Source organism: Acidovorax sp. Q11 (assembly GCF_054950075.1).
In genome coordinates this window covers 49,389-65,984 of record NZ_JBUDZG010000023.1, presented here as the reverse complement: position 1 = coordinate 65,984, position 16,596 = coordinate 49,389, and the positions used below count along the sequence as shown (strand labels likewise).

The window sequence follows — 16,596 nt, the reverse complement described above, 5'->3', positions numbered from 1 at the left end:
AGATCATGATCGCGCTCCTGTCGAAGAAAGAGGCCGATTGCCTCGCTCGCCAACATAGACAGGGGCGCGATGTGTAGTTACTGTCAGGGCCTTCGCGGCGGGCTACCGCGCGAGCGGTTTAGTCCTCTGGCCGATAGCTGCCATGTTAACGGTGGCTGGCCTCCCAGGTTTCGTCGCTGGTGCTGCTTGCTGTCCGGCGGCTTGCAGCTGCATCCGGCTGGGTGGCTCGGTAGGGTTTGGTGGGTTTTGAAGGGTGTTTTTCCGACGAAACGCGAGCCAGTGAAAAGCAGCGGGACGATTCGCAGACCCGCAGACCCGCAGACCCGGCGGGTTGGTGGGGTTTGTAGGCTTTGGAGGGGTTACCGACTGTCGAAGCACGAGCAAGTGGAAATGGCTGCGGCCCGGATTTGCAGCCTGCATGCCCGGGCCGACTGGTGGGGTTTGTAGGCTTTGAGGGGTTTACCGACCGTCCAAGCGCGAGCAAGTGTTTTTCTTCCAGCTGTGCCGAGCGGGTGGGACTGGTGCGCCGAAGCATTGCTTTTGAGGCTGCTGCTGCCCCTGAGGCTGGGGGCATCTTCTCGGGGGTACCGACGCCTATAAATGTGCCCCCAATTTGGAGAATCGTGCCCCCAAATGTGCCCCCAAATTGCGTAGATGGGTATGGACTGGCCTGGACTGCTGTGGACAGCTAAGATGCTGATTCCTAAGGAGAAATAAAAAAGTCCGGAAGAGTATGGACTCTTCCGGACTAGTCGATGGTGCCCGGGGCCGGAATCGAACCGGCACGCCTTGCGGCGGGGGATTTTGAGTCCCCTGCGTCTACCAATTTCACCACCCGGGCTGGAATTCGTGAAGCCCCAAATTATGGCACAGTAGGGCGCATGAAATATCCGACGATTGAAGACGCGGTGGGCAACACACCGCTGGTGGCGCTGCAGCGCATTGGGGCGCGGGACAACGCGGCGCGTGGCAACGTGGTGCTGGGCAAGCTGGAGGGCAACAACCCAGCGGGTTCCGTCAAGGACAGGCCCGCGCTGTCGATGATCCGCCGTGCCGAGGAGCGGGGCGATATCCGGCCCGGCGACACGCTGATCGAGGCCACGTCGGGCAATACCGGCATTGCACTGGCGATGGCCGCGGCCATCAAGGGCTACCGCATGGTGCTGGTGATGCCCGAGGATTTGTCCATTGAGCGTGCGCAGACCATGAAGGCCTTTGGCGCGGAGCTGGTACTCACGCCCAAGAGCGGCGGCATGGAGCACGCGCGCGATCTGGCCGAGGCCATGCAAAAACGTGGCGAGGGCAAGGTGCTGGACCAGTTTGCCAACCCCGACAACCCGCGCATCCACTACGAAACCACGGGCCCCGAGATCTGGGAGCAGACGGGCGGGCGCATCACCCACTTTGTGAGCGCGATGGGCACCACGGGCACGATCACGGGCGTGTCGCGGTTCCTCAAAGAAAAGAACCCCGGCATCCAGATCATTGGCGCGCAGCCCGAGGAAGGCTCGCGCATCCCGGGCATCCGCAAGTGGCCGCAGGAGTATCTGCCCAAGATTTACGACGCCAGCACCGTGGACGAGCTGGTGTACGTGAGCCAGGACAACGCCGAAGACATGTGCCGCCGCCTGGCGCGCGAAGAGGGCATCTTTGCGGGCATCTCGGCCGCCGGTGCGTGCTGGGTGGCGCAGCAGATTGCCGCGCGCGAGAGCAACGCCACCATCGTGTTTGTGGTGTGCGACCGGGGCGACCGGTATTTGTCCACCGGCGTGTTCCCGGCGTAAAAGCGTGGCCCAGCGCCGCCGTGGATTGCAAAATTTGAATGGAATTGGCTGCTTGCGCGCAATGGATAAGCGCTGGTAGCTATTAAAATAATAGTAAGCCATGCACTACGAAGTTCGCCACTGCACCCACTGCGGCACCGCGCTGCAGCCCATCACCCTGGCCGAAGACGGTGGCGACAAGGAGCGCCTGCGCTGCCCCGCCTGCGGCTGGACGCACTGGAACAACCCCACGCCCGTGCTGGCCGCGATTGTGGAGGTGGACGGCAAGGTGCTGCTGGCGCGCAATGCGGCCTGGCCCGCCAAGATGTTTGCGCTGATCACCGGCTTCATGGAGGCGGGCGAGTCGCCCCAGGAGGGCATTGCGCGCGAGGTGAAGGAAGAAACCAACCTCGACGTGCAGGCCACCACCCTGGTGGGCGCGTATGAGTTTCTGCGCATGAACCAGATCATCATTGCCTACCACGTGGTGGCCGCGGGGCATGTAAAGCTGTCACCCGAGCTGGTGGACTACCGCTTTTACGACCTGCACGAACTCAAATGCTGGCCCGCTGGCACGGGCTACGCGCTGGCCGACTGGCTGCGCACGCGGGGGCGCGAACCCGTGTTCTTCTCGGCAGAGGAAAATGAGGAACGCCGCCGAGGCCTGAATCTGCCGCCCAAGGACTAGAAGAGAACCACACCATGGACATCCACAAAGAAATCGACACCCGGGGCCTGAACTGCCCCCTGCCCATCCTCAAGGCCAAGAAGGCGCTGTCTGACATGGCCAGCGGCCAGTTGCTCAAGGTGGTGGCCACCGACGGCGGCTCGCTGCGCGACTTCCAGGCCTTTGCCAAGCAGACGGGCAACGAGCTGGTGGAGCAGCAGACGGTGGGTGAGGAGTTCATCCACATCCTGCGTCGGCGCTAGTCAAGAAGTCAGTCAGAGTTTGTCAAAAAAATAGCTGCTAGCGCCCGTTGGGTAAGCGTTTGCAGCTATCGATTTGGAAGCGCGTGAGGCGCTTCCAGTGTAGGTCGAGGCAGTGGCTTACAGCGCCAGGGCCTTCAGATATTCCCGGAAGTGCGCCCCCACCTGCGGGTGCTGCAAGGCCAGCTCCACGGTCGCTTCCAGAAAACCCTCTTTGCTGCCGCAGTCGTAGCGCTTGCCCTGGTACTGGAAGGCGTACACGGCTTCGTGCTGCATCAGGCGGGCAATGCCGTCGGTGAGCTGGATCTCGCCGCCCACGCCGCGTGGCTGGTTGCGGATCTCGTCGAACACGCCGGGCGTGAGGATGTAGCGGCCTGCCACGCCCATGCGCGAGGGGGCGACATCGGCCTTGGGCTTTTCCACGATGCGTTCAATGCGGATCAGCGGGCCGCCAGCGGGCTCTCCGGCCACGATGCCGTATTTGTGCACCTGGTCTTCCGGCACTTCCTGCACGGCGATGACCGAGCGGCCTTGCTGGCGGAAGGCGGAGGCCATCTGGGCCAGCACCGGCTGGCCGCCGGGGGGGCCCACCATCAGGTCGTCGGCCAACAGCACGGCAAAGGGCTCCTTGCCCACCAGCGGCTCGGCGCACAGCACGGCGTGGCCCAGGCCCAGCGAGCGGGGCTGGCGCACAAAGGCGCAGTCCATGTCATCGGGCTGGATGGAGCGCACCAGCGCCAGCAGTTCCTTCTTGTTGGCGGCTTCCAGCTCGGCCTCCAGCTCATACGCCGTGTCGAAATGGTCTTCGATGGCGCGCTTGCTGCGGCCGGTTACGAAGATCATGTGGCGGATGCCAGCGGCGTAGGCCTCTTCCACGGCGTACTGGATCAGCGGCTTGTCCACCACGGGCAGCATCTCCTTGGGCGATGCCTTGGTGGCGGGCAAAAAGCGCGTGCCCAGGCCGGCAACGGGGAAAACGGCCTTGCGGACGGTGGTGGCAACAGTCATGGGTCTCCTTGATGGCGGGGTGTGGTGTGTTGTTGTCGTCGCGGATATGCAAGTGTCAGGCCAGGGCTTGCCGGGCCTTTCCCTCTTTGCGTGTTGTCAGCCCAGGCGACCCAGCTGGTCGCGCAGGCGGGTCAGCGTGGCGCCAAAGTCGGCGATGCGCTTCTTTTCCTGGTCGATCACGGCCGGTGGGGCCTTGGCCACAAAGGCTTCGTTGGACAGCTTGTTGTTGGCCTTGGTGATTTCGCCGTCGATGCGGGCGATTTCCTTGGACAGGCGGGCCTTCTCGGCGGCCACGTCGATTTCCATGTACAGCGCCAGGCGGGCCTCGCCCACCACGGCCACTGGCGCGGCCTGCGCGGCGGCGGCCCAGGCGGCTTCGTCGTCAAACACCTTGACCTCGCTGAGCTTGGCCAGCGCCTGCAGCACCGGGCCTACGCCGCGCATGAACTCGGTGTCACCCACCACGTACAGGGGCAGGCGGGTAGAGTCCGGCACGTTCATCTCGCCGCGTAGCGCACGGCAGGTGTCCACCAGGCCCTTCACGCGGTCCATGTGGGCAATCGCGGCCTCGTCGATCTTTTCCAGTTGGGCCTGCGGATAGCGGGCGATGCTGACCGATTCGCCAGGGATACCAGCCACAGGTGCCACCACCTGCCACAGGGCTTCGGTGATGAACGGGATGATGGGGTGGGCCAGGCGCAGGATGGCTTCCAGCGTGCGGATCAGCGTGCGGCGCGTGGCGCGTTGCTGCGCTTCGGTGCCTTTCTGGATCTGCACCTTGGCGATCTCCAGGTACCAGTCGCAGTACTTGTACCAGACAAAGTCGTAGATCGTGTTGGCGACGTTGTCCAGGCGGTACTCTTCGAAGCCCTTGGCCACTTCGGCCTCGGTCTTTTGCAGCAGCGAGGTGATCCAGCGGTCGGCCTGGCTGAACTCCATGTAGCCGTGGGCGCTGCCACCAGGCTGGCATTCTTCCTTGGTGTGCTCCTTCAGGCCGCAGTCCTGGCCCTCGCAGTTCATCAGCACAAAGCGGCTGGCGTTCCAGAGCTTGTTGCAGAAGTTGCGGTAGCCCTCGCAGCGCTTGCTGTCGAAGTTGATGCTGCGGCCCAGCGATGCGAGCGCGGCGAAGGTAAAGCGCAGCGCATCGGCGCCGTAGGCCGGGATGCCCTCGGGGAATTCCTTTTGCGTGTTCTTGCGCACGGTGGGCGCGGTCTCGGGCTTGCGCAGGCCGGTGGTGCGCTTGTCCAGCAGGGGCTCCAGCGCAATGCCGTCGATCAGGTCCACCGGGTCGAGCACGTTGCCTTCGGACTTGGACATCTTCTTGCCCTGCGCGTCGCGCACCAGGCCGTGGATGTACACATGCTTGAACGGCACGCGGCCCGTGAAGTGCGTGGTCATCATGATCATCCGGGCGACCCAGAAGAAGATGATGTCGTAGCCCGTGACCAGCACGCTGCTGGGCAGGTACAGGTTGAAGTCGTCGGTGGGTGCGTCGCCCTGGTTCGGCCAGCCCATGGTGCTGAAGGGCACGAGCGCGGACGAGTACCAGGTGTCCAGCACGTCTTCGTCGCGGCGCAGCTTTTTGCCGGGGGCCTTGGCCTGGGCCTCGGCCTCGTTGCGGGCCACGATCACGTTGCCGTCTTCGTCGTACCACGCCGGGATCTGGTGGCCCCACCACAGCTGGCGGCTGATGCACCAGTCCTGGATGTTGTTCATCCACTGGTTGTAGGTGTTCACCCAGTTCTCGGGCACAAAGGTCACTTCGCCGCTGGCCACGGCGTCGATGGCCTTTTGCGCAATGCTTTTGCCGGTGGGGTCCTGGTCGGACACCTTGCTCATCGCCACGAACCACTGGTCGGTCAGCATGGGCTCGACCACCTGGCCGGTGCGGGTGCAGATGGGCACCATGAGCTTGTGCTTCTTCACCTCGACCAGCGCACCGAGGGCTTCGAGGTCGGCCACCACAGCCTTGCGGGCCACGAAGCGGTCCATGCCCTGGTACTTGGCGGGGGCGTTTTCGTTGATGGTGGCCTGCAGCGTCAGCACCACGATCATGGGCAGCTTGTGGCGCTGGCCCACGGCGTAGTCGTTCTGGTCGTGCGCGGGGGTGACCTTCACCACGCCCGTGCCGAATTCCTTGTCCACGTACTCGTCGGCAATCACCGGGATCTGGCGGTCGCACAGCGGCAGGTTGACCATCTTGCCGATGAGGTGCGTGTAACGCGCATCCTCGGGGTGCACCATCAGCGCCACGTCGCCCAGCATGGTCTCAGGCCGGGTGGTGGCCACCGTCAGGCTGCCCGATCCATCGGCCAGCGGGTAGGCGATGTGCCACAGCGAGCCGTCTTTTTCCTCGTTCTCGACTTCCAGGTCGGACACGGCGGACTGCAGCTTCGGGTCCCAGTTCACCAGGCGCTTGCCACGGTAGATCAGGCCTTGTTCGTACAGCTTCACGAAGGTGTCAGTGACCACCTTGGAGAGCTTGTCGTCCATGGTGAAGTATTCGCGGCTCCAGTCCACGCTGTCGCCCATGCGGCGCATCTGCGTGGTGATGGTGTTGCCGGACTTCTCCTTCCACTCCCACACTTTGCTCACAAAGTTCTTGCGTGCCTCGGGCGGGGTGGGGCCCATGTCGTAGCGGCTGATGCCTTGCTCCTGCAGTTGGCGCTCCACCACGATCTGTGTGGCGATGCCCGCGTGGTCGGTGCCCGGCACCCACACCGTGTTGAAGCCGCGCATGCGGTGGTAGCGCGTGAGGCTGTCCATGATCGTCTGGTTGAACGCATGGCCCATGTGCAGCGTGCCCGTCACGTTGGGGGGCGGCAGCTGGATGGAGAACGCGGGCTCGCCCGCTTGCGGCGCGCCCGTGCCACGGTGGCCTGCGGTGCCATATCCGCGCTTTTCCCATTCGGGGCCCCAGTGGGCTTCCAGTGCGGCAGGTTCAAAGGACTTGGACAGGCTGTCGAGGCCGGGTTGTGCTTGGGGCGTGCTCATGGGGTTTGGCAGAAGGAAGAGGCGGGCACAGGGCGCGCCTCAACGGTCAAGAGGGTGGACCGGGCATTTTACGGGAGTGTCGGCGGGTGCCCCGCGGCCTTTTCTCCTCGTCCAGGTCTCTCCCGCATCCCGCCTGTCGGGCATTTCTCGCCAATTGTTACCTTGTCGCTCGACCGGGCCGCCGGGGCGTCTTGATAATCCCGCCCGGTGGAGCAAGAGGGCCTTCGGAGAGGGAGGTCTGGCTCCATGCTTCGCCCGGGTCAAAAACACACACCAATTCACCCCACCCATGCACCTTTCCTCCGCACTCCGCGCGGGCCTTGCCAAGGTCTTTGTTTACGCGCTGCTGGCACTTTTTCTTATCCCGGCGTTGACCTTGGGGTTCAGCGTCTACGCACAGCGCGATCAGGACGCGGAATTTGTGGCCGGCGTGGTCCAGCGCATCGACGCCGAAAAGGCCATGCCGCTGGCCGAGAAGCAGGCGCGCAAGGACTATTTCCGCGGCAACCCGCCGTCCACCATTTGCGACAACAGCTCGGCCGAGGCCCAGGAGTACCGCGAGGCGCTGTGCGAGCGGTTTTCTGACGTGTGGCAGTTCCACATGGCGCACAAGGTGTCGTTCTGGACCCTGGTGGCCAGCGGCGTGCTGCTGGTGGTGGTGCTGGGCCTGGGTGCGCTGGCCTTTGCTGACCGCACGTTGCAGTACAGCAGCTTTGTGGCGGGCTGGCGCCTGACCACCTGGGCCAGTGCCGCCGCGCTGGTGGTGCAGGGGGCGATGGCCGTGTGGCTGTCGTTCTGGGTCACGGCGTTCTTTTTTCACAAGTATTCGCCCAAGCTGGTGCTGTTTGTGGGGTTTGCGGTGCTGGCGGGCGTGCTGGTGGCGGTGGCGGGTATCTTCAAGCGCGTCCAGTCCCAGAGCCGCGCCGTGGGCGAGCTGGTGTCCGAAGACGATGCGCCCCTGCTGTGGAAGCGCATCCGCCACATGGCGCGCCGCCTCAAGACCGATCCGCCGCAGCACATCGTGGCGGGCATCGATGCCAACTTTTTCGTGACCGAGGCACCGCTCACCGTGGGCCCGCAGACGCTCACGGGCCGCACGTTGTTTGTCAGCCTGCCGCTGCTGCGCATCCTGGACCAGGCCGAGGCCGACGCCGTGTTCGGCCACGAACTGGCCCACCTGCGCGGCGGCGACACCCAGAGCAGCGCGCGGCTGGGCCCTAAGCTGGTGCAGTTTGACCATTACCGCCACGCGATCCGCAGCGGTGGGCTGTCGGCGGTGGTGTCGCCGGTGCTGGACCTGTTCCGCACCATCTTCGAATTCGCCCTGGCGCGCGACAGCCGCGAGCGCGAGTTCAAGGCCGACCGCATTGCCGCCAAGCTCATCTCGCCCGCCGCCATTGCGCAGTCGCTGGTCAAGATCGCGGCCTATGCGCAATACCGCGCCAGGATCGAGGACGAACTGTTTGGCCACAATGAGCGGCACGACACCACGCTGGGCATCGCCCGCTATGTGGCCCAGGGGCTGGCACCCTATGCGGCCTCCGACGATTTTCTGGACGCCATGAAAACGGCCAATGTGCCGCACCCGTTTGACACGCACCCCGCCATGCCCGAGCGCCTGCGCAACGTGGGCATGGCGCTGAAGGAGCGCGACTACGGCGCCATCGCCGTGCGCGCGCCCGCTGCCACCTGGGTGCAGGAGATTTTGACGGCCGACGCGATCGAGCAGCGCCTGTGGAGTGACTACGAACAGCAGTTTGCGCAGGACCATGAGCGCAGCCTGGCCTACCGCTACGAGCCCGCCACCGACGAAGAGCGCGCCCTGGTGCTGCGCTACTTTCCGCCCGTGGTGTTTGCGCTCAAGGGGGAGAACACGGTGGAGGTCAGCATCGAAGGCATCCGCACCTCGGCCGACGAGACCACGGTGTTCTGGGATGCCGTGAAGGCGCTGGAATTCAAGGAAAGCAGCTTTGGCAATGCGCTGGTCGTGACGCACCCCGAGAAGAACGCCCTGGGCCTGGGCGCCAAGACCAGCAAGATCAAGCTGTCCGGCCTCACCAAGGAAAAAGACCAGTTCAATGCCGTGGTGGGGGCCTACTGGCAGCGGCACCAGATCATGCGGGCGCAGCAGCAACAACAACAACAGCCGCAGTAGGCGGCAGCACCGCAGCGTTAGGGATGTTTGCTATTAAATATATAGCTATTAACGCTTGATGGTCGCGCGGTAACGGCCATTTTTTGCCATTTTCTGGGGCTGGCGGCACGTTCCACCCTGCGCCAGGGGGTGGAACGTGGTGGGGTCAGGGGCTATCAGCCCTTGACGAACTCCGGCCGGTCGTTTTGTTGCGGCTTCAGCGGCGCGGCCACCTTGCCTTCGGCGCGTTCCTTGCGCCATTGCTCCTTGCGGGCCGTCCACTCGGCCAGGCGGGCGTGGGCCACGGTGCTGTCCTTGGCCATCTGCTCCTCGTTGGCCAGCTGCGCCGACAGCTCCAGGCGGATGCCGTTCGGGTCAAAGAAGTAGATGCTGTGGAAGATGTGGTGGTCCGTCACGCCCAGCACCTCGATGCCGTGCGCCTCCAGGCGCTGCTTGGTGTTCTCCAGCTCTTGCACCGTGTCCACGCGGAAGGCGACGTGGTTGACCCACAGCGGCGTGTTGGGCGAGGGCTCGGCCTTCACGTCGTCGCCCAGGTCGAAGAAGGCGATGAACGAGCCGTCCTTCAGGCGGAAGAAGAAGTGCGTGTAGGGGCAGTATTCGCCCGTGCTGGGCACGTAGTCGCTCTGGATGATGTGATACAGCGGCAGGCCCAAGATGTCCTCGTAGAACTGTCGCGTCTCCTCGGCATCACGCGCCTTGTAGGCGTAGTGGTGCAGCTGCTGGATGGCGGCAGGCGCGGGCAGGGTGGCCAGGTCAGGCTTCTTCAGGACAGCGTTCATGCGGAGTCTCCTCAAATTGGTGGCTGCAATTCTACTATTCGTAATTGATTTACGTTAAGTTAATTTTGAATGTGACCATGCCTATGCCTGGGTCCCAAAGAAAAAGCCACCCGAGCATGGCTGCCGTGGGTGGCTGGTGCGGGAGCGCCAGGGCAATCCCGCTGTGCATCGCAGCGTTGGATTACTGCTTCACGGCTTCGATCTGCACCACCAGGCGCACGTTCTTGGGGAAGCCCCATTCCACGCCGTAGTTCATGCCCCACTGGGTGCGGTCGATGGTGGTCTCAAAGTCGCCACCGCACACTTCGCGCTTGAGCATGGGGCTGTCGTAGCAGTTGAACTGCGTGGCCTTGAGGGTGACGGGCGCCGTCTTGCCCAGCAGCGTGAGCTGGCCGGTCACTTCGCTGACCTTGTCGCCGTTGAAGCTGAACTTGTCCGACACGAACTTGATGCTGGGGTGCTTGGCGACGTCGAACAGGTCGGCGTTTTGCAGGTGCTTGTCGAACGCAGGCGTGCCCGAGTTCACCGAAGTCGTGTCGATGGAGATGTCCACCTTGCCGGTCTTGGCGGCACGGTCGAACTCCACCGTGCCTTGCTTCTTGTCGAAGCGGGCGCGGTTGGTGGTGGCGCCAAAGTGGCTGATCTCGAACGTCACAAAGGTGTGCGTGGGGTCGATGGCGTAGTTGGCGGCCTGGGCGGCACCAGCGGTCATGGCGGTGGCAGCGGCCACAGCGAGCAGGGAGAACAGGGACTTGCGCATGGGTGAATACTCCTGAATAGAGACGACAGAGAAAGAAACGCGGAACGAAACCGAAAACAAAAGCGAATGAAACGGTGGTGGGCGGGGACTCGGGTGCTAAAGCTTGCCAACGCCAGTCAGCGCGAGCTTGAACTTGATCGTCACGTCGTCGGCCACCATCGAGGTGTCGGCCCACTCGTTCTCGCCAATCTTGAAAGCCAGGCGCTTGATGGGCAGCGTGCCGGTGGCCGTGGTGGTGGCGCCGCTCTGGACGAGGGCCACGGGCACGACCACGTTTTGCGCGTTGCCCTTGATGGTGAGCTTGCCCGCCACTTCAAACTTGCCGCCGCCCAGGGCCTTGATGGCAGTGGATTCGAACTGCGCCTGCGGGAATTTGGGCACGTTGAACCAGGTGGGTTTGGGCAGCTCGGCATCGGTCTCGCGCGAGCCCAGCGTGGCGCTGCCGGTGTCTACCGTGAAGGCGATCTTGCTGGTCGCCAGCTTGGCCGGGTCGAACGCCACCTGGGCGCTGAACTTCTTGAAATGGCCGTCCAGCGGCACACCCATCTGGCGCGCCGTGAACTGCACCTCGCTCTGGGCGGGCACCAATTGCTGCTGGGCCAGGGCGGCATGGGCGCTGGCCACCAGGGCGGCGCCGAGCACGATGCGGGACAGGGGAGAGGACAGATTCATGCAGAAACTCCGTTCAAAACACAGCAAAGAGAAGGCGTGGCCCGGCCGAGGTGGGGCGTCTACCAGGGCCGCATGCGCGCAAGCAGGCCGTCGCGATCGATGAGGTGGTGCTTGAGCGCCGCGGCCACATGCAGCACCACCAGGCCCGCCATGGCAAAGGCGGTGATCTGGTGCCAGGGCTTGATGGCCTCGGCCAGCTCCTTGCTCACGGGCACGAAGTCGGGCAGTTGCCACAGGCCCAGGAACACGATGGGGAACCCGGCCGCCGAGCTGTAGGCCCAGCCGATCAGGGGCACGGCAAAAAACAGGGTGTACAGCAGCCCATGGGTGCCGTGGTGGGCCAGCTTTTGCCAGCCGGGCATGGCGTCTGCCATGGTCGGGGGCAGCGCGGGTGGGCGGTGTGTGGCGCGCCACAGCAGGCGCAGTGCCGACAGCACGAGGATGGTGACCCCCGCCCACTTGTGCCAGTTGTAGAGCTTGAGCCGCTGCGGCGAGAAGGGCAGGCCCGTCATGTAGATGCCTACGCCAAACAGGCCGATCAGTGCAAAGCCCAGCACCCAGTGCAGCAGCATCGCAGTACGTGTGTAGCGGCGTGGGGCGGTGGCCGTGGAGGTGGCAGAAGTGGTCATCAAAAGCGTGGGCTGTGAAGGGCGGGGGCCTGGTTGCTGGCAGCCCCGGGGCATGCGGGCGTGTTGGCGCAAGAGCCTGTTCAAAGTCTTTTTGGAGTCGCACAAGTGCCTTGCCGGGATGGGATGCTAGGCGCGGCGCTTGTTGATAGCTCGGCGATCAACAAGCGCCGCAACGCCGCAGACCGCCCGGCAAGGCACTTGCCCGAAGGGTTGGAGTGAAATCGGGCGATTGGACGCCCCGGCTGCCTGCATGGGCACAAGCCCATGCGGCGCACCCGAGGCATCCACTCATCCCGATTGCACTCCAATGCGATCTCCAAAAAGACTTTAAACAGGCTCTAACGGCAGTGTAGGAAGCGCCTGCCGGGTTCGGCTTCAGGCAGATTGACGCTTCATTTCAAAAAAACTGAATTGAGGAGCCCTTGGCAATCAAAGTTCCCCAATGCTTTGCGCTTTTTTTGCATGTGCATCGGTCGGTCGGGGCGACACCAGGCGTGCCGAAGCCGACCCCATGCGGCGGGGCGTCAAGCCTTGGGGCTACGGCTGGTGGGATGCGGAGGCGGTGCCGGTGGCGTGCCACCGGGCCTCCACCATGGGGCGGTGGGTGATCGGCAGGCGATGCATCGGCTTGGCGGCTATGGCTGAGCCGCTGAGGCTCAGCGGTTCAGCGCGGCCTGCTTCCAGGCGCTGGCGGCAGCGCTGTCGTCGCCGCGCTGCTCGGCCAGTTCGGCCAGGCGGCGCCAGGCACTGGTGCGCAGCTGGGGGTCGGCCAGCTGCTGCGCTGCCTGGGTCAGCAGCTGCTGGGCCTTGCCCCACAGCTGGCGCTTGAGGCAGGCCATGCCCGCCAGGTACTGCAGGCGGGCATCGCGCGGGTTGCCCTGGTAGGCCGATTCGATGCGGGCCAGCCAGGGGGCATCGAGCTCGTCCAGCCCGGCTTCGAGTGCACGCACCAGCTTCAGCGCGTGGTGGTCGGCCAGGGCATCGGGCAGGTCCACCATGCGCTCCCACACCGGTAGCAGCCAGGCGCGCACCTGGGTGGCTTCGCCGCCCAGAGATGCCAGGCGCTGCGCGGCGTGGATGGCCAGCTCGGGCATGTTGCGCTCGGCCGTTTCCAGCGACTGCCAGATCTGCTGCAGCTGGGCCGTGTCGTGGGCGCTGTTGATGAGCTCTGTGGCCAGGCCGCGCACGATGCTTTGCGCTGCGGCGGGCGAGAAGGCGCGGTGTTTGCCCAGCAGGCGGGCGGTGTCCAGCGCCTCCTGGGTCTGCCTGTCCAGGCGGGTGGCCTTGAGCTTGATGCGCAGGGCCAGCGTGCGCCGTGCGGCGCCCTGGGGCAGGGCGGCGAGGCGGTCGAGGGCCGCGCTGGCATCGCGGTCGTCCAGCGACCAGCGGGCGGCGCGCATCTGGGCGCCTTCGTGCATTTCCTGCTCGTTCACCGTGCCGCGCATCGGGGCTTCCTGCAGCGCGTCCTGCAGGTGGCTTTCGCGGGTGGCGCGGTCTTGCAGTGCGTGCGATGCCTCGGCTGCAATCATGTGGGCCAGGGCGCGCAGCTGTTTGCCGTGGGGCACGGCTTCGCCGCTGGCCTCCAGGGCGTGTTCCTGCGACAGCGCCGCCACGGCGGCCTTGCGCGAGCGGATGAAGCGGCCACCCAGCATGTGGGTCAGGGCATCCAGCAAGGCTGCGTGCATGGCGCGCTCCTTTTGCTGCACGCGCCAGCGGCGGGCCTGGTGGGGCAATTCGAGCAGCGCAGCCAGTGCGCGCAGGGCTGCATAGAGGGTGACAAAACCGCCCACCAGCAGCAGCAACACTATGTTGAGCGACAGGTCGATGCGATACGGCGGCCAGTAGAGCGTGATGGTGCCCTGGTTGTTGCCCGCAAACAAAGCCGTGGCCACGGCCACGCCAAACAACGCCAGGAGCCAGAGTGCAGCGCGCATGCGTACAGCCCTTTAGCGGCCTGCGGCGGCCGTGGCCAGCGCAGACAGGGTTTCGTCCAGGCGGGGCTGCTCGGCCGCCTTCAGGCTGGCCTGGGCCGTTTGCAGCGTGCTGGCCGCAATCTGGGTGCGACGTGCGGCCGGGTCAAAGTATTTGTTGAGCGCGACCGTGGCGGCGCCCAGGTCGGCGCGGGCCGAGTCGAACTGGCGTGCCAGCACAGCCAGGCGCGCGTTGAGCAGCTTGAGCTTGAGGTTCTCGCGCAGGAAAAAGGTTTGCTCGGGCGCCAGCAGGATGGCCTCGGGCTGGTCGATCCGGCTCACGCGCACCAGGCCCCGGGCCTCGTCGCGCACCACCTCCCAGCTGCGCTGCAGGGCCGCCTGCCACCAGGCCAGGCCATCGGTGGGGGCGGGGGCGCTGCCAGGGGTGGCGGGGCCGGTGGACAGGCGCTTGGTAGACGCGGCCTGGGCCACGGCGTTGAGCACGGGCAGCTCGTCCACCTGGCGCACCAGGTCGTCCAGGCGGCCCAGCAGGCCGGCGGTGTCGGTCACGGTGGCACGGGTCAGGCGGTCCAGGTCACGGCCAATGGCGCGCTGCACGGGCGCCAGGCGGGGCTGGGCGGCGCGTTCGATGCGCTGGTTGGCACTTTTGAGCGCTGCCACCAGGGGCTCCAGGCTGCCGGTGAGCTGGGCCTGTTGCTGGGCCAGGCGGATGGCGGATTCGATGTCCACCACCAGGTTTTCGTCGCGCGAGCGCGACAGGCTTTGCATCAATTCTTCGAGCTGGCTGCGCTGCAGCGCCACTTCGCTCACACGGGCTTCGGCCACCGACAGGCGGGCGGCTGTCTCGCGCACCAGTTCTTCGGCCTGGCGGGCCATGGTGCGGGCCTCGATGGCCTGCGCGCCCGAGTCGGCGGACTGCCGGGCGAGCTGCTCCTGGATGGCGCTCAGTTTTTGCCACAGCATGCCGCTGCTGACCAGCGCGGCAGCGGCCACGGCGCCCAGCAGCAGGGTGACGGCGCCACCCCGGCCCGGTGTGGGGGCCACGGCGGCAGGAGCCACAGGTGCAGGGCCTGCTGCAGGTGCGCCCACGGGTGCGGCCACAGGGGCGGCGGTGGGGGCTGGAGGCAGGTCGTTGGGCGGCGCAGAACTCATGCGGCCGATTCTATCGAGGCCACCACGTCTTCCAGCGCCGGACGGCATTCCCCCACGGTGCCAAAGCCCGCTGCGCGCGCTGCTTCGGCAATGCGCGGGTGGGTGGCCAGCGCACGCGCTGCGCCCCAGTGCTGGCCGGGCAGCGCCTCTGACAGGTGGGCCACGGCTTCAGAGCTGCTCAGCAGCCAGACCGATCCGTCCTGCGTCGCCTGTTGCGCCAGCGCCACCTCGGTGGGGGCCAGCTGGGGGGCGCCGCGTTGGTACGCCACCACAAAGTCCACCAGGCCGCCTGCTGCCTCGATCTGGCGGGCCAGCCAGTCGCGGCCACTGCCTTGGGCGGTGTCGTGCACGCCACCCGAGCGCCCGCGCACGATGAGCACCCGGTCGCCAGGCCGGATTTGCCCGGCCACCTGCTGCCACAGGGCCTCCGAATCGAACTGCGGGGCGTCGGGCGCCGGGCCGTCGATGTGGCCTGGTGGCACCCCGGCCTGCTCCAGCGCACGCGCCGTGCCGGGGCCGGGTGCCCATGCTCTCATTTTTATAGCTATAAGAGCATGACTGTCGCGCGGAGAAGCCGTTTTTTGTTCAAAAAAATGGACCACCGCATTGCCACTGACAAACATCAGGGCCCGGTACTGCGCCAGCCGGGCGTGGGCTTGGGCCAGCGCCTGCTGTGCTGCCGCGTCGGTGCACGGCCCGATGTCAATCAGCGGCAAGGCCACGGCATGAATGCCGCGTGCCGCCAGCAGCCCGACCCAGTGTGCAGCCTCGCGGGCGGGCCGCGTGACGATCACCCGGGGCATGGCTGGGCCGATCAATTCAGGGGTTCGGCACCCCGCGCGCCACCGGCACGCAGGCGCTGTGCAATCGCGTCGCCCAGCGCTTCGGCCTGCGCCAGCGTGGTGACGGGGGCGTTGGCCGCTGCGCGCACCAGAGGGGCTTGCGCATCCACATCGCCCCAGGCGGCGTCGAGCTGCAGCACGCCACCCGTGAATGTGCCGTGCGCGGCCAGCGGCATGGAGCAGCTGCCGCCCATGGCGCGGCTCACGGCGCGTTCGGCGGCCACGGTGAGCCAGGTGGGCTGGTGGGCCAGCGGCGCCAGCGCGGCGATCAGGTCTTGCCGGTCGCTGCGCACTTCAATGCCCAGGGCGCCCTGGCCTGCGGCAGGCAGCATGGCGGTGGGCGCGAAGGTGGCGCGGATGCGCGATTCCAGCCCCAGGCGCTTCAGGCCCGCCGCCGCCAGCACGATGGCGTCGTACTGGCCTTCGTCCAGTTTGCGCAGGCGGGTGTCGAGGTTGCCGCGCAGCGGCTCGATCTTCAGGTCGGGCCGCAGGGCCTGCAGCAGCACCTGGCGGCGCAGGCTCGAAGTGCCGACCACCGCGCCCTGGGGCAGGGCATCGATGTTGGGGTAGTTGGGCGAGACAAACGCATCGCGCGGGTCTTCGCGTTCCATCACGCAGGCCAGCGCAAAACCCTCGGGCAGCTCCATGGGCACGTCCTTGAGCGAGTGCACGGCAATGTGCGCGCGGCCTTCTTCCAGCGCCACTTCCAGCTCTTTCACAAACAGGCCCTTGCCGCCCACCTTGCTGAGCGAGCGGTCCAGGATCTGGTCGCCCTTGGTGGTCATGCCCAGCAGCTCCACCTGGTGGCCCTGTGCACGCAAAAGGGCCTGCACATGCTCGGCCTGCCAAAGTGCCAAGCGGCTCTCTCGGGTGGCGATCACGATGGAAAGAGGGGCGTTCTGGAGGCTCAAGTTCGTAACCTGTTTGTAATCTTTCAGGGGCGGGCGATGCTAGCATGCGCCCGCACTGGGGCTGGTGCACCCC

14 protein-coding genes and 1 tRNA gene are annotated in these 16,596 nt (G+C 65.8%); 4 read left to right on the top strand and 11 right to left on the bottom strand.

Annotated features, from left to right (window positions below; genetic code table 11):
* Window positions 1-756: 756 nt before the first annotated feature.
* A tRNA-Leu gene (locus ACYZGB_RS17005) sits at window positions 757-841 on the bottom strand.
* 40 nt (window positions 842-881) lie between these two features.
* On the opposite strand from ACYZGB_RS17005, the gene cysM reads away from it, so the two are divergent.
* The 3 genes from cysM to ACYZGB_RS16990 all read left to right on the top strand — a co-directional run bounded on the left by cysM (window position 882) and on the right by ACYZGB_RS16990 (window position 2,693).
* Entirely contained in the window at window positions 882-1,784 is a 903-nt protein-coding gene (gene cysM / locus ACYZGB_RS17000; protein WP_462389977.1) for a cysteine synthase CysM, read from the top strand.
* Between the two features lie 100 nt (window positions 1,785-1,884).
* A complete protein-coding gene (locus ACYZGB_RS16995; protein ID WP_462389976.1) occupies window positions 1,885-2,451 on the top strand; it encodes an NUDIX domain-containing protein in 567 nt (188 codons plus the stop codon).
* 14 nt (window positions 2,452-2,465) lie between these two features.
* The gene (locus tag ACYZGB_RS16990; protein WP_063462001.1) at window positions 2,466-2,693 is read left to right on the top strand and encodes a sulfurtransferase TusA family protein; all 228 of its coding nucleotides are present in this window, start codon (window positions 2,466-2,468) and stop codon (window positions 2,691-2,693) included.
* Window positions 2,694-2,810: 117 nt separating this feature from the next.
* Here the strand turns inward: ACYZGB_RS16990 and galU are convergent, their stop codons facing one another.
* The gene (gene galU / locus ACYZGB_RS16985) at window positions 2,811-3,698 is read right to left on the bottom strand and encodes a UTP--glucose-1-phosphate uridylyltransferase GalU (RefSeq protein ID WP_063462634.1); all 888 of its coding nucleotides are present in this window, start codon (window positions 3,696-3,698) and stop codon (window positions 2,811-2,813) included.
* Between the two features lie 96 nt (window positions 3,699-3,794).
* A complete protein-coding gene (locus ACYZGB_RS16980) occupies window positions 3,795-6,692 on the bottom strand; it encodes a valine--tRNA ligase (protein ID WP_462389973.1) in 2,898 nt (965 codons plus the stop codon).
* 289 nt (window positions 6,693-6,981) lie between these two features.
* Here ACYZGB_RS16980 and ACYZGB_RS16975 point away from each other — a divergent pair, with 289 nt between their 5' ends.
* Window positions 6,982-8,847 (top strand): M48 family metallopeptidase, encoded by a 1,866-nt coding sequence (locus ACYZGB_RS16975; protein ID WP_462389971.1) that lies wholly within the window; start codon window positions 6,982-6,984, stop codon window positions 8,845-8,847.
* A gap of 155 nt (window positions 8,848-9,002) precedes the next feature.
* Here the strand turns inward: ACYZGB_RS16975 and ACYZGB_RS16970 are convergent, their stop codons facing one another.
* The 8 genes from ACYZGB_RS16970 to hemC all read right to left on the bottom strand — a co-directional run bounded on the left by ACYZGB_RS16970 (window position 9,003) and on the right by hemC (window position 16,523).
* Window positions 9,003-9,626 carry a VOC family protein gene (locus ACYZGB_RS16970; protein WP_462389969.1) on the bottom strand — a complete coding sequence of 208 codons (624 nt, stop codon included), beginning with the start codon at window positions 9,624-9,626 and terminating at the stop codon, window positions 9,003-9,005.
* 181 nt (window positions 9,627-9,807) lie between these two features.
* Window positions 9,808-10,386 (bottom strand): YceI family protein, encoded by a 579-nt coding sequence (locus tag ACYZGB_RS16965; RefSeq protein WP_462389967.1) that lies wholly within the window; start codon window positions 10,384-10,386, stop codon window positions 9,808-9,810.
* A gap of 96 nt (window positions 10,387-10,482) precedes the next feature.
* A complete protein-coding gene (locus tag ACYZGB_RS16960; protein WP_462389965.1) occupies window positions 10,483-11,058 on the bottom strand; it encodes a YceI family protein in 576 nt (191 codons plus the stop codon).
* 59 nt (window positions 11,059-11,117) lie between these two features.
* Window positions 11,118-11,687, bottom strand: coding sequence for a cytochrome b (locus tag ACYZGB_RS16955; protein ID WP_462389964.1), 570 nt, complete (start codon window positions 11,685-11,687; stop codon window positions 11,118-11,120).
* Between the two features lie 656 nt (window positions 11,688-12,343).
* Window positions 12,344-13,621: a heme biosynthesis HemY N-terminal domain-containing protein gene (locus ACYZGB_RS16950; RefSeq protein ID WP_462389963.1), complete on the bottom strand. Its 1,278-nt coding sequence runs from the start codon at window positions 13,619-13,621 to the stop codon at window positions 12,344-12,346.
* Between the two features lie 12 nt (window positions 13,622-13,633).
* Window positions 13,634-14,770, bottom strand: coding sequence for a uroporphyrinogen-III C-methyltransferase (locus ACYZGB_RS16945; protein ID WP_462389961.1), 1,137 nt, complete (start codon window positions 14,768-14,770; stop codon window positions 13,634-13,636).
* Window positions 14,767-15,573 (bottom strand): uroporphyrinogen-III synthase, encoded by an 807-nt coding sequence (locus ACYZGB_RS16940; protein ID WP_462389959.1) that lies wholly within the window; start codon window positions 15,571-15,573, stop codon window positions 14,767-14,769. The genes ACYZGB_RS16945 and ACYZGB_RS16940 overlap by 4 nt, the downstream gene beginning before the upstream one ends.
* An 11-nt stretch (window positions 15,574-15,584) precedes the next feature.
* On the bottom strand, window positions 15,585-16,523 hold the full coding sequence (gene hemC, locus ACYZGB_RS16935) for a hydroxymethylbilane synthase (RefSeq protein WP_462389958.1): 939 nt from the start codon (window positions 16,521-16,523) through the stop codon (window positions 15,585-15,587).
* Window positions 16,524-16,596 lie beyond the last annotated feature (73 nt).